The organism is Mesorhizobium sp. M2A.F.Ca.ET.042.01.1.1 (assembly GCF_003997405.1).
In the GTDB taxonomy this organism is placed as follows: domain Bacteria; phylum Pseudomonadota; class Alphaproteobacteria; order Rhizobiales; family Rhizobiaceae; genus Mesorhizobium.
Genome location: NZ_RZRX01000189.1, coordinates 1 through 13,042, shown reverse-complemented (window position 1 = coordinate 13,042; position 13,042 = coordinate 1). Strand labels below are relative to the sequence as shown.

Genomic DNA, 13,042 nt, shown 5'->3' with positions numbered 1-13,042 from the left:
CTATTCGTCCGGGCCAGGCTCCGGCCATGGCTCCTTGGCGGCTTCCGCGTACCAATGCCGCATCGCGGGCATCGCCAACACCGCATCGACATAGGCGCGGGTGACGGGCGCCAGCTCGCCGCCATAGGTGTCGAAGCGCGTGACCACCGGCGCATACATGGCATCGGCCGCAGTGAAATGGCCGAACAGGAACGGGCCACCCTGGCCATATTGCTCGCGGCACTGGCGCCAGATCGCCTCGATCCTTGCCCGCTGCGCCTCGCCCTCGGCATCGAGCGGCTTGTGCTCTTTCGGCCGACGCAGGTTCATCGGCCAGCCGTAACGAACCTCGCGAAAACCGGAATGCATCTCGGTCGCGACCGAGCGCGCCAGCGCGCGAGCGCCGAGGTCCTCCGGCCAGAGCTTTTTCTCAGGGTAGAGGTCAGCAAGATATTCAAGGATGGCAAGCGTTTCCCAGACGATCCTGCCATTGTGATTCAACACCGGCACAAGCCCGGTCGGCGACACCTTGGCGAGGTTGGCCGCGGTCTGCGGCGTGCGCAGCCGCACGAAGCCCTCCTCGAAAGGTATTTCCAGGTGCCGCATGGCCACCCAGGGCCTGAGCGACCAGGAGGAAAAGCATTTGTTGCCGATATAGAGGGTGAACTCTGCCAAGAACGGTCTCCTGATGATGTCAATTCGCTTCAGCCGTCGTGATCGCGGGCGGCCTCACGCCGGCGCGGGCCTGGATCGCAGCGACTGCCGTCTGTATGTCGGGATTGACCTCGAGCGCCCTGCGGCCGGCATCGATCGTGAGATCGACCTGGTCGACAGGCAGCCTGAGCCTGGTCGGAATCTCGTTCAGCTTCGCCTGCGTCGCCGGATCGAGATCGGCAAAGGAAAGGTGCTCGACCACAAGGCGGACATCACGGCAGTTCCACCCGGCCGACGAACCGCGATAGGCCGAAACGGTCGAGGCCGACAGCCCGCAGCGATAGCGCACCAGCTCGCCCTTCCATTGCGAGACGGCAAGTTTCAGCGCATCGAACTCGTCGCGCACCGAGGCGGCGAGCGTGGTGCTGGTCACGGCGTCGAGAAGCTCGGCGGCCTTTGGTCCGTGCAGCGACTTCGCCCAGTTCACATCGCTGTCGCTCCCGGCGTCGGCGACGATGAAGATCAGCGTCGTCAGGCGGACCGCGGCCGACGGCGACAGCGGCCCGTAAGGCGTGCCGGCGGCGGAGCGCTCAAGCGTGAAGCCGGTGACGCCGATATTGTCCGTCAGCCCACCGTCGAGCAACTTCACATAGTCGAGCGGATCGTCGTTCTGATAGGAATCGAGCGCGCTGGCATAGGCCTTGAGCCGCAGCGAGGCGTTGCGGTCCGCAAGCGCCTCGCTCAGCCATTGCGGCCTGCGGTAACCGCAATGGGGGCTGGTCGCCGAGACCACGATCGGCGCGAAGACGATCGGCACGGCGGCCGATGCCGCGACAGCGTCGGCAATCCGCACCTGGTCGAGGTCACTGCACAGCGCCGCGAAGGTGTCGTAGGTGAAGAGGAACGGCGTGCGGTTGTAGATGTCGGAGGCGTTGATCCAGACGATCGGACCTTTCGGCCGGTGCAAGGCCTTGAAGGTCGCGCCGTCGAACAGATGGCCGTTCAGCCATCTGGCGAAACCGCTGCGGTCGTTGACGCCGCCATAATAGGCGCGGATGAAGTTGACCGGCGACAACGATGTCCTGAGATCGGCCTCGGCGTTCTGGGTCAGGAAGCGCTCGCGAAAATCCCGGTAGCCGTCCCTGCCCTTGTAGCCGAAATATGCGGCGGCGACGGCGCCGCCCGAAGCGCCCGAAACCATCCTGATGTCGTCGACCAGCGTGCGCCGTTTGGGGCGTTGATCGATGACGACGTCGTCCAGCGCCCGCAAGACGCCGTACGAGAAAGCGGCGGCCCGCGTGCCGCCGCCGGAAAACGCAAGACCCACGACGGTCGAGCCATCATCGGCTGGGTCGGGGATGTAAGTGGGTGATGGGCGACCGGCTTGCCTGGTGAGCGTGTTGATCGGTCCGACGTCGTCGGCGATGCAGCCAGCCAGGGCCATCAGGACAGCGACAAAAGCCACACGAAGACGCAAACCCGGTTCCCCCAGGGCTGCCCTCTCCCGCAGCCGCTGCGAGCCTAACCGGATTGCGTTGCCCGATGCAACCGCACCCCTCAAGCACCAGCATGACAGGCACCATGGAGGCCGCCGCGGGGCGGCCTTTTCATGTCTGGAATTGCTTGGCGAAAGCGTTGGTGAAGACGATCTCGCCATGGTCGCCAGCCGCCTCGCCCAGCGCCACATCCATGATGTCGGCCGTGATGCGCGCGAGCGCGAAGCCGCCCATATAGGCCGCCTTCGGCTTGACGAGATCGAGGCCGTCGCGCTGGTAGATCATCGGCACTTCGTGCTGATGGCCGTGGAAGATCGCGATGACGTTGTAGCCGCTGATCGCCGCCAGCAGAGCCTGGCGGTCGGCTTCGCCCCACCAGTGCGGGCGGCCTGAACCATCGTCATCATAGGTGCGTTTCACCGGATCCCAGCGCTCGGTCGAGAAGGTGTCCCAACCATAATGCTGGAAGACGACCACTGGACGGCCATCGCCGGCATAAGTGGCGAGGTCCTGCTTCAGCCAGGGCAGGCTGCTCGGCGCGCCATGGCCAGTGTCGCCGGCGAAGCGGTGCATCTGGATGAGATGCAGGCCGCCCCAGTCCCAGGAATAGCAGTCGGTATCGACATCATATTCGGTTGCCGGCACAGGCGGCTTGAAGAACACGCCGGGGCGATGGTTGACCTCGACATAATCTCGCAATTCGCGGCGATACCAATCGACATGCGGCGGCGAGCCGTTCTGGTCGAGATCGTGGTTGCCGAGCCCGACATAGACCGGGATGTGGACGCGGTCCGGCCCAATGCCTTCCTGATAGCGCTGGGAGAACTGCAGAAGCTGCGTGCCTTCGCTGGGCTCGGTGACCTGGCCACCGCCATCGTCGGTGATGTCGCCGCCGGTGACGAGGCCGAGCGGCGTGCCTATGCGGGTGCCGGCCGAATGCAGGCCGGTGGAGACGCCGTCGATCTCGGCCGGCCACTTCTTGTCGGCAATGGCGTTCAAGGCCGCGACGTTGCGCAGAAGAGCTGCATCGGTCTTGCCTTCCTGCAGGCAATTGGGGCTGAGGCCGCTTGCCATGCGGCAGGCATGGATATCGGCGACGAAGAGGAAGGTGGCGTCGATCGGCTGGATGCGCTTTCCGGTCTGGCCGAAAGCCGCGCGAGGAAGGGCGCAGGCGGCAGCGAGGAGTGCCGTCCGGGTGATGAGCAAACGGCGCGAGATGGTAGCTGGCGAGGGACGTTTCATCGTTACCCGATTAAACATTCTCGACCCGCCTCGTCCAGTTCAATGCCCAGCCGGCGCCTGGGAGACTGTTCAAGCCAAGGCATGAAAGCTCCTGGGTCGACAGAACAACGGCGGTCTGTCATTGCTCTGCTACATGCACCCAGGGGAGGAAGGCATGAAGAGCCTTACAACCGGCATGGTGCTCGCCATGCTCGCATTCGCCGGCGGCGCGCAGGCCGCAGACTGCGTCGACGCCAAATCGGCAAAAGCCGGCTTCGTGCTCGAAAAACCCGGCATAAGCAGCGAGTTCCGACTGGCGCCCGGCGGCATGGTCGCGGTCGCCAACAAATAGAATTGGATTCGCCGCAGACACAGTATCTCTATGCCGGGCTGATCGAGGTGTTCCGCGACAGCGACACCGGCCGGCTGTCGATGATCCCGCTCGGCGACCTGAGGAAGCTGTTCCCGCTGAAGGCGGGCGCCAAGAGCAAGACCGAATTCGTGCGGCTGTCCTCGAAAAAAGCGCCGCAGGGCACCGAGACGCTGGCGCTCACCGTCAAAGGCAAGGACACCTACAGGCTCGGCGACTGCAAATACAATGTGCTCGTGGTCGGCGAAACGATCACCGGCGAGAGTGGCAACGTCATCGATACGTTCACCGCGCTCTATTCGCCGGACCTGCAGGCGGTGCTGGCGCGGCGGTATGATGAAGGGACGAGCGCGCAGAGCGAGGTGGGGTTCGAGCGGATCAAGCCGTTGGCGCAGAAAGGCGCTTTCGGCCGACTGCAAATTGCCAACCGGCCGTGCACCAGTCGCATCAACGCCGACCGGCTGCTACGGCTTGACGGTGAACTCCGTCCACATGCCTGTCGCGAAATGACCGGGGACGTTGCAGATGAGCACGTATTTGCCGGGTTTCAGGTCTACGGTAAGCGTGCCCGAAGCGCCCGGGTCGAGCTCCGAAACCTCTCCCTTGTCACCGGCCTTGTCCTCGTCGACCCTGTTCTCGGCGTCAATATAGGGAAGCGAGGCCGTGGGATCCACTCGATACATCACGATCATCTCGTGGATAGTATCCTTGGAGCTGTTCTTCACCTTGAAGGTGATCTTGCCGGCTTTCACCGTCGCGGGCTTGGCCGTTATCCCCATGCTTGCCTTCGACATATCGACGCCTGACATTCCGTAGGCGAAACCTGTGGTCATGGGCACGTTCGCCCCTTTGTCCCACAACGAAACCTGAACCGTGGCGGCGGCTTGAGCGGCACCAGCCATCGCAAAAATCGCGGCAAGGCCCACAGCCGAATTCCTGACCAGCTTATTCACAGCAAAACTCCTCCGGCAGACACCGGTGGAACCGACACCGGCAACCGACCGCTCTCTGCCATGGAACCTGGCCGAACGGTGCCTGCATGATTGCACCGCCGCCCGCGCCCGACCTTGCGCTGGATCAAACCGATACGCTGAACAACACGGACAGCCTGAGAATGCCTTGGACCCGACTGCCCTACCAGATGTCGTCGTTTCCGAAGGCTCGGCCGATGATTGCAGCCACGAACGCCGGGTCTTCCCAATGTGGGTTGTGGCCGCAGTCCCGCGCCCAGACCAGACGCGATCCGATGATTGCCTGGCTCAGCGCCTGCTGGTGCGCCTCGCCGAAAAGCGGATCGCGCCCGCCGGCGATGATCAGCGTCGGGACCCGCACGGTCCGCGCCGCGGCGGTCAGATCGGTGCGGCGGATCTCTTCGAGAATGGCGCGCCAGCGCGCCGCCGGAATCGCGGAGGCGTCCTGCGCGAGACCGGCGAGAAAAGCCTGAGGCACGCCCGGCTGGCAGGCATGCCACCAGTCATAGAACGGATCCGACGGCGAGATCGGGTCGCGCAGGGCCGCCACGCCGTCGATCAGTTGGTGATGCGATCTGAAATCGGGCTTCTGCGCACTGGCCAGGATGACCAGCCCTCCGATCAAGTCCGGATATTGTGCGGCCAGCGCGATCGACACCATGCCGCCCAGCGAGTGTCCGACGACAACCGGTCGGTCCAGCCGCAAGCGCCGGATCAGCCCGGCAATGTCGTCAGCGAAATCGGCGACACTGCACCCCTCGCCCACCTGCGAGCCGCCATGGCCACGCAGATCCGGCATGATCAGCCGGCGCCCGGAAAGATGCGGGGCCAGCAGCGAAAAACTGCGGCTGGTGTCGGTGAAGCCGTGCACCAGGACAAGCGGCGGCTCCGAACCTACGACCTCGACATAGGCTAGGTCGAGGCCGCCGGCATCGACAATCCGCTTGCGGGAGGCCCAGGTGGATTGCTCGATGTCCTGATCCGTTGGCTCCGGGGCTGGCTGGCTCACAATCCGAGCTTTTCCTTGACTGCGGCAAGGCCGGGCTTGCCGTCGAAGGCGGTGACGCCGGCGAGCCAGGCGTCGAGGCGATCCTTGTGCAAGGTGATCGACTTCAGCGCGCCGTCTTCCGGCTTCATGCCATCGTTGATCAGATAGCCCATGCCGACATTTTCCATGTCGATGTCGAAGGCAAGGTTCTTGAGAAACTGCGCGACGTTCGGGCATTCCTGCAGAAAACCCTTGCGCACCTGGGTGGTCACGGTGGCGGCGCCGAAATTCGGACCGAAGAACTTGTCGCCGCCGGTCAGATACTTGAAGTCGTACATCGTGTTCATCGGATGCGGCGCCCAGCCCTGGAAGACGATGAACTGCTTCTCCTTGATCTCGTAGCCGACCTCCGAGAGCATGCCGGCCTCGCTCGATTCCACCACCTGCCAGCCGTCGAGGCCGAATTGCGGATCGGCGATGGCGTCCATCATCAGCTGGTTGGAGCCCGGCTCGATGCCATACATCTTCTTGCCGAACTTGTCGGCGAATTTGTGCAGGTCGGACAGGTCCTTGACGCCGGCGTCCCAGACATAGGTCGGCACGGCGAAAGTGTATTTGGCGCCGACCAGATTGACCCGCACATTCTCGATCGAGCCGTCCTTCTTGTAGGGCTCGTAATAGGTGACCATGGCCGGGTCCCAGTAGCCAAGGAACAGGTCGAGGTCCCGGTTCTTCATGCCCTCATAGATGACGTTGATGCCGAGCACCTCGCTCTGCGGCTCGTAGCCGAGCGCCTGCAGCAGGACCTTGGCCACGCCCGTGGTGAAGGCGAGATCATTCCAGCCGGGCTCGGCCATGCGGACCGCTTTACAGCTCTCGGCCTCGGCGGCCTGGGCCGCCTGGGAAGCCAGCATCAGGGCCGCGAGACAAACGCCATTCGCAAGCATCCGCAACATTCCGGTTCTCCTCTTTTTCGATTTTTTTGACCTAGTGGTCATTTTATTGTCCCACTGGTCAATCATTGATCTGAGCGGGCGAAGATGTCAACATGGATTCGCCATGCATGGATCGGTCCGGTGAAACTGACGCGTCTCAGCGACATACGCCGCAAGGAGTTGCGGCAGGCGGCGTTCGCCGTTCTTGAGCGCGAAGGCATCGCTGGCGCGACGCTGGAAAAGGTCGCGGCCCAGGCCGGCGCTTCGAAGGGCATCGTGCTGCATTATTTCCGCAACAAGCAGGAGCTGTTCGAGCACGCCATGCGCGAGGCCAACGCCGTGCTCTGTCACGCCGTCGTCGCCAGACTGCAGCGGGCGCGGTCTCCGATGGAACGGCTGGACGCCGTGATCGAGGGCAATTTCGAAGAGCACCTGTTCCTGCCGCCACTCTGCCATGCCTGGCTGTCGCTCTGCGCCGAGGTGCCGCGCGACGAGAAGCTGGCACGCATCCAGAAGGTGATCCACGCGCGGATGCGCTCGAACCTGTTGTCCGGTCTGCGCGGTCTCGCTTCGCCGCAACTGGCCGAGGAGATCGTGCTCGGCGTCACCGCCTTGATCGACGGGCTGTGGCTCAGGCTCGGCCTGCAGCCGGGCAGCGTCACGCGCGAACAGGCGGTGCGCCAGGTCAAGGACTTCATCGCGGGGCGACTGGCGCTACGCCAGCCAGCGCCCGTTGGCCTGGCCTCGGCTGGATAAAGTTCAGACCGAGCGACAGGCCGCCGGGTGGATGTCGGCTATATGGCGGGGCGAGGTTGACCGCTCAATGGGTGGTCCCAGTCCTTGAACCCAAGCCTTCCCACCTCGTCGAGGATCTGCTCGCGAATCCAGCGATGTGGCGGCTCATCATCGCGACGGGCGTGCCAGTACATCCTGACCGCCGGCGACGGTATCGGGATCGGCGCCCGATAGATGCCGATCGGCAGGGATTTTGCCGCCGCCACCGCGAACTGCGTCGGGACGGCGGCCAGATAAGGTCCGCCGGCCACGGCCAGCGCCACCGCCTGGAAGTGCGGCAAAGCGAGCGTGACGCGACGTGCCCTTCCCATCCTGGCCAGCGCGTCATCGGTGAAGCCTGACATCGAACCGTCGATCGAGCGCAATGCGTGCGGCAGCGCGCAAAAGAGGTCGAGCGGCACCTCTTCGCCCTCGCCGATGCCCGCTGGCCTGAGCGCCTCATTGTCCTTCGCCGCGATGATGGCGAACGGAGAACCGAACAGCGCCACGCTGGAGACCCACTCCGCGACCTCCAGCGGGCGCTCCAGCGCCAGGTCGATCCGATCCTCCTGCAGCAGCTTCGAGACATCGCCGATGGCGCTGTCGAGGAAGCGGAACGATACGCCCGGGGCCACCCCCGCGATGCGCGCGGCAAAGGGCGGCATCAGGAGCATGGAGAAGAAATCGGCACCCATAAGCGTGAAGGTCCGTTCCAGCCTCGCCGGATCGAAATCGGTTGCCGGCTGAAAGGCGCGCTCGATCTCGCGCAATGCCGCGCGCACCGGCTCAGCCAGGCTCTCGGCGCGCAGCGTCGGCACCATGTCGTTGCCGCGGCGCACGAAGAGCTGGTCGTTGAGCGCATGGCGCAGGCGGTTGAGCGCCGCGCTGACGGCTGGCTGGCTAAGGCCGATCTGCTCGCCGGCGCGCGTCACGCTCTTCTCGCGCAGAAGCGCGTCGAGCACCCTCACCAGATTAAGGTCGAGCGCATTCAAATTCATCGCATCGATCCGCCCCATACGATCATTCGATTTCCGTCGGCCGCCCATCCCAGGTTAGGTCGCTGTCGAAGCCGTTTCGCCGGCGCCCAACAGAGAAAGAGCAGTCATGACAATGATCAACACCAGCATCGCAGGCAAGGAACTCCTTTGGTTCAACAACACGCTTGTCGCCATCCAGGTCTCTTCGGCCGACGGCGAGGATGGGATCTGCGTTATCGAACACCGCCAGCCCTATGGCGATTCCGCGCCGCTGCACGTGCACCGCAACGAGGACGAGGTGTTTCATATCCTTGAAGGGCGGATACGCCTCGTCATCGACGGCCGCGAGCGGATCGCCGGCGCCGGCGAGACGGTGCTCGCGCCGAAAGGCCTGCCGCACACCTACAGGGTCGAGTCTCCGGAAGGGGCGCATACGCTCACAGTGACGCGCGGTCCGGATTTCGAGACGATGGTGCGCAAGGCAAGCCGGCCCGCCGAACGGGCCGACCTGCCGCCGGTGGCGGCGCCGACGCCGCAGACGATCGAGATGCTGACCAGGCTGTGCGCGGAGAACGGCATCGACATTGTCGGGCCGCCGCTGGCGTGAGCCTTCCCTTCAACCGATTTGCATCTTCCTCGCCCGCAATCTCCGCTTGATGCCGTTTGTGCAACGCGATACGCCCTTGCCCAAATCGACAGACCGGAGAGTAGCCGTGAGCGCTGAAAAGACCAGAACCGAAACCGATACGTTCGGCCCTATCGAAGTGGCGGCCGACCGCTATTGGGGCGCGCAGGCGCAGCGCTCTCTGGGCAATTTCAAGATCGGCTGGGAGAAGCAGCCGGCTTCGATCGTGCGCGCGCTCGGCATCGTCAAGCGCGCCGCGGCAGAGGTGAACATGGAGATGAAGCGGCTCGATCCGGCTATCGGCAAGGCGATCGTGGACGCCGCGCAGGAAGTGATCGACGGCAAGCTTGATTCCCATTTCCCGCTGGTGGTGTGGCAAACCGGCTCCGGCACTCAGTCCAACATGAACGCCAACGAAGTGATCTCCAACCGGGCGATCGAGATGCTCGGCGGCGTCATGGGCTCGAAGAAGCCGGTGCACCCCAACGATCACGTCAATATGAGCCAGTCGTCCAACGACACCTATCCGACGGCCATGCACATCGCCTGCGCCGAGCGGGTCGTGCACCACCTAATCCCTGCCCTGCACCATCTGCACAAGGCGCTCGACGCCAAGGCGCGCGCCTTCAACCACATCATCAAGATCGGCCGCACGCACACGCAGGACGCCACGCCGCTGACCCTTGGCCAGGAATTTTCCGGCTACGCCGCGCAGGTCGCCTCCTCGATCAAGCGCATCGAGCAGACACTGCCCGGCCTGCAGGAACTGGCGCAAGGCGGCACCGCCGTCGGCACCGGCCTCAACGCGCCGGTCGGCTTCGCGGAAAAGGTGGCAGACCGCGTCGCCGCCATCACCGGCATCGCCTTCGTGACCGCGCCGAACAAGTTCGAGGCACTCGCGGCACATGATTCCATGGTGTTCTCGCATGGCGCGATCAACGCGGCGGCCGCGGCTCTCTTCAAGATCGCCAACGACATCCGCCTGCTCGGCTCCGGCCCGCGTTCGGGCCTCGGCGAGCTGTCGCTGCCGGAGAACGAGCCGGGCTCGTCGATCATGCCAGGCAAGGTCAACCCGACCCAGTGCGAGGCGTTGACGCAGGTCTGCGTGCAGGTGTTCGGCAACAATGCGGCGCTCACCTTCGCCGGCAGCCAAGGCCATTTCGAGCTCAATGTCTACAACCCACTGATGGCCTACAACTTCCTGCAGTCGGTGCAGCTGCTCGCCGACGCCTCCGTCTCCTTTACCGACAATTGCGTTGTCGGCATCGAGGCTCGCGAGGACAATATCAAGGCCGCGCTGGAGCGCTCGCTGATGCTGGTGACGGCGCTTGCCCCCACCATCGGCTACGACAACGCCGCCAAGATCGCAAAGACCGCGCACAAGAACGGCACGACCTTGCGTGAGGAGGCCCTGGCGACGGGGCTGGTCAGCGAGGCTGACTATGATCGGCTGGTGCGCCCTGAGGACATGACGCATCCGGGGTAGTTTTCGCGACGCGGAGCGAGGCTGTTACAAGCTGCTGCGGCCTCGCGATGTCATTCCAGGGCGAAGCATCCCCGACCGCTTGCGGCTGCTTTGAGGTCACGGCATGGATTCTCGGGTCTGCGCCGCGCCGCTTCGCTCCTTGCTCCGCCCGTAGATGACGACGTGACGAGCGTCTCGGCAATCGCCGAAGCCAGCGCTCGCAAACTTCGGACCGAGGATTCCGTTTTGCGGCAGCAGAATTTACCGGGATAGCCTAATCTCGCGACATGATTTTCGCGCGCGGGCACCAATTCCAAAAACATATATCCTGTGAACAATGTGTCGCCGCATAGGTGGCTTTTTGTGAACAGTCTACATCGTTTATCTGACGGGTCATTCAACCCGTTTGGAGAACCGCCATGTCCATCAACTCTTCCGTCGCCGGCAACGGCACCGCATCCAACAGCTCCACCACGATCCTGCTCGGCCGCATCCTGCTGGCCGTGATCTTCCTGCTTTCCGGCTTCGGCAAGCTCACCGCCATTTCCGGCACCGCCGCCTATTTCGGCTCCCTTGGCCTGCCGGTCCCGACCGTTACCGCGGTCCTCGTCGGCCTGATCGAACTGCTCGGCGGCCTTGCCGTCCTCGTCGGCTTCCAGACCCGCATCGTCGCCTGGGTGCTCGCCATCTTCACGATCGCCACCGGGCTGGTCGCCCACACCGGCTGGGCCGACCAGATGCAGATGATCCAGTTCCTCAAGAACCTCGCCATCACCGGCGGCTTCATCCTGCTCGCCTCGTCCGGCGCCGGCGCCTATTCGATCGACGCCAAGCGCGCCTGATCCTTCTTTCCTCCCAAGCCCAAACTCAAAAGCGGCGTGGAATTTTCCGCGCCGCTTTTTCGTTGCAGGCGTAGACTGCGCCCCAGCCGGCGTCAGCCGGACCGGCCGGCACGGGAGGTGGGAATGTTTCGCAATGCGTTGCTTCTGGTCTCGCGGCTGCTTCTCGCCGCGCTGTTCGTGCCGTCGGGCTTTCAGGCCCTCACCCACATCTCCGGCACGATCAATTATTTCGCCGGACTCGGCCTGCCGCTGCCGACTTTAGCGGCCTGGGGCACCGGCTTGTTCGAATTGATTGCAGGCCTCTTAATCCTTGTCGGCTTCCAGACCCGGATCGTGGCGCTTCTGCTTGCCGCCTTCTGTATCGCCGCGGGCTTCATCGGCCATTATGGCCAGGGCGGCGACGATGCCACGCTCGCCTTCCTGCACCAGCAAATGCTGATGAAGGACATCGCCATAGCCGGCGGCTTCCTTGCGCTTGCCATGGCCGGCGCCGGCGCGTGGTCGGCCGACGGGCGCGGCTTCGGGATCGGCGCCGAGGTGACCTGAGCCAGCCCTATTCCACCGAAACGTCCTATTTTACCGAGACGCTCGGACCGCCCTCGACCGCCAGCACGAGGCGGCGGTTGGTGATGCGTGCCAGTTGCGCCAGCCGTCCGGCGGGGCGCTCGCCATAAAGGTCGGAAAGCGAGGCTGGCAGCACCAGCGCCAGCGCGCCGTTGCCACGGCTTTCCCATTTCAGCCGCGGCATGACGCCCGGCATCGCCGCCGTCAGCAGATAGACCACGCGCATCATCGCCGCCAGAACTCGGGCGCGTTCCAGAAGGCGCGGCGGCGCCAGCGCCTTGATCTCGGGCGCGATGCCGTCGTTGAAGATGCCGTCATGGCGGTAGGCGTTGGCCAGGGCCAGATAGGCGCGTCCGGGATGGTCGACACCGATGAAGGAGGCGTGCGCGATGATGTTGAGCGACTGCCTGCCGCGATATTCGGGATGCGCGCGCCAGCCGATATCGGCGAGCAGGCAGGCGGCATGGCGGTAGCGCGTTTCGTCTTCCGTCTCGTCGATGCCGAAGGCCTTGAATGCCTTGCCTGTCCACTCGACAAGGTCATGTGCGTGGTGCACCGAGCGCGAGCGCAACAGCGCCAGTTCCTCGGCCGCCGAGATCAGCGGGTCGGCCTTCTGCTCCTCGGCGTCGAGCAGCGAATAGAGAAAGCCCTCGCGCACGCCTTGCGCCGAGACGATGATCTTCGAGGGCTGCATCGCCGACATGATCTCCTGGAGCACGACGGCGCCGTAGGGCAGCAGCGAGCGGCGGTTCTTGGAGACGCCTTCGATGCCCCTCACCTTCTCGACCTCGCCCTTGGCCACCTGCCTGAGGAAGGTCTGCGCGCTGTCGGCCGAAATCTCGTAGTGATGCATGATGCCGAGCGGGTAGTTGTTCATCTCCATATGCAGCCTGGCTAGGTTTCGCCAGGTGCCGCCGACGGCATAAAAGACCCTGCCTTGCCCGCCCTTGAGCAACTTTGCCCGCGCCAGTTCCTGGCGCGCGATCTTCTGCGCCTGCGCCAGCGAGTTCTTGGCCATGTCCTGCAGGCGCAGGCCGCCGAGCGGCAGCGTGATGCCGTCGCCGATCGCCTCCCGGTTGATGTCGATCAGTTCGAGGCTGCCGCCGCCGAGGTCACCGGCGATGCCGTTGGCCGTATGGAAACCGGAAATGACGCCGAGCGCCGAATAATAGGCTTCCTGG

The 13,042-nt window shown here is 64.3% G+C and carries 14 protein-coding genes; 6 read left to right on the top strand and 8 right to left on the bottom strand.

Annotated elements, in window-relative coordinates:
- The 3 genes from EOA23_RS24365 to EOA23_RS24355 form a co-directional block, all read right to left on the bottom strand.
- Window positions 1–654, bottom strand: coding sequence for a glutathione S-transferase family protein (locus tag EOA23_RS24365; protein WP_127306024.1), 654 nt, complete (start codon window positions 652–654; stop codon window positions 1–3).
- Between the two features lie 19 nt (window positions 655–673).
- Window positions 674–2,077 (bottom strand): patatin-like phospholipase family protein, encoded by a 1,404-nt coding sequence (locus EOA23_RS24360; protein WP_127306026.1) that lies wholly within the window; start codon window positions 2,075–2,077, stop codon window positions 674–676.
- Between the two features lie 163 nt (window positions 2,078–2,240).
- Window positions 2,241–3,371 (bottom strand): metallophosphoesterase, encoded by a 1,131-nt coding sequence (locus EOA23_RS24355; RefSeq protein WP_189341687.1) that lies wholly within the window; start codon window positions 3,369–3,371, stop codon window positions 2,241–2,243.
- 154 nt (window positions 3,372–3,525) lie between these two features.
- Here EOA23_RS24355 and EOA23_RS36570 point away from each other — a divergent pair, with 154 nt between their 5' ends.
- Window positions 3,526–3,702 carry a hypothetical protein gene (locus tag EOA23_RS36570; protein ID WP_245474326.1) on the top strand — a complete coding sequence of 59 codons (177 nt, stop codon included), beginning with the start codon at window positions 3,526–3,528 and terminating at the stop codon, window positions 3,700–3,702.
- Window positions 3,703–4,184: 482 nt separating this feature from the next.
- Here the strand turns inward: EOA23_RS36570 and EOA23_RS36565 are convergent, their stop codons facing one another.
- The 3 genes from EOA23_RS36565 to choX all read right to left on the bottom strand — a co-directional run bounded on the left by EOA23_RS36565 (window position 4,185) and on the right by choX (window position 6,635).
- Window positions 4,185–4,403, bottom strand: a complete 219-nt coding sequence (locus EOA23_RS36565; protein WP_245474327.1) for a sulfocyanin-like copper-binding protein — start codon at window positions 4,401–4,403, stop codon at window positions 4,185–4,187.
- A gap of 451 nt (window positions 4,404–4,854) precedes the next feature.
- Complete coding sequence (locus tag EOA23_RS24340; protein ID WP_127306022.1) at window positions 4,855–5,700, bottom strand: alpha/beta hydrolase; 846 nt, start codon at window positions 5,698–5,700, stop codon at window positions 4,855–4,857.
- Entirely contained in the window at window positions 5,697–6,635 is a 939-nt protein-coding gene (choX, locus tag EOA23_RS24335) for a choline ABC transporter substrate-binding protein (RefSeq protein ID WP_127306021.1), read from the bottom strand. The genes EOA23_RS24340 and choX overlap by 4 nt, the downstream gene beginning before the upstream one ends.
- 84 nt (window positions 6,636–6,719) lie before the next feature.
- Between choX and betI the strand changes: the two genes are divergently transcribed.
- Window positions 6,720–7,370, top strand: coding sequence for a transcriptional regulator BetI (betI, locus tag EOA23_RS24330; protein WP_127306020.1), 651 nt, complete (start codon window positions 6,720–6,722; stop codon window positions 7,368–7,370).
- Between the two features lie 38 nt (window positions 7,371–7,408).
- On the opposite strand, the gene EOA23_RS24325 is transcribed toward betI, so the two are convergent.
- Window positions 7,409–8,386, bottom strand: coding sequence for a LysR family transcriptional regulator (locus tag EOA23_RS24325; RefSeq protein WP_127306019.1), 978 nt, complete (start codon window positions 8,384–8,386; stop codon window positions 7,409–7,411).
- 106 nt (window positions 8,387–8,492) lie between these two features.
- Between EOA23_RS24325 and EOA23_RS24320 the strand changes: the two genes are divergently transcribed.
- From EOA23_RS24320 to EOA23_RS24305, 4 genes are all read left to right on the top strand, one after another.
- A complete protein-coding gene (locus EOA23_RS24320; protein ID WP_127306018.1) occupies window positions 8,493–8,972 on the top strand; it encodes a cupin domain-containing protein in 480 nt (159 codons plus the stop codon).
- Between the two features lie 106 nt (window positions 8,973–9,078).
- Window positions 9,079–10,476, top strand: a complete 1,398-nt coding sequence (gene fumC / locus EOA23_RS24315; protein WP_127306017.1) for a class II fumarate hydratase — start codon at window positions 9,079–9,081, stop codon at window positions 10,474–10,476.
- Between the two features lie 398 nt (window positions 10,477–10,874).
- Window positions 10,875–11,297: a DoxX family protein gene (locus EOA23_RS24310; protein WP_127306016.1), complete on the top strand. Its 423-nt coding sequence runs from the start codon at window positions 10,875–10,877 to the stop codon at window positions 11,295–11,297.
- Window positions 11,298–11,420: 123 nt separating this feature from the next.
- Window positions 11,421–11,843 carry a DoxX family protein gene (locus EOA23_RS24305; RefSeq protein ID WP_127306015.1) on the top strand — a complete coding sequence of 141 codons (423 nt, stop codon included), beginning with the start codon at window positions 11,421–11,423 and terminating at the stop codon, window positions 11,841–11,843.
- A gap of 25 nt (window positions 11,844–11,868) precedes the next feature.
- Here EOA23_RS24305 and EOA23_RS24300 read toward each other — a convergent pair.
- Window positions 11,869–13,042: Ppx/GppA phosphatase family protein (locus EOA23_RS24300; protein WP_145966473.1), on the bottom strand; the 1,174-nt coding region annotated here is incomplete at its 5' end.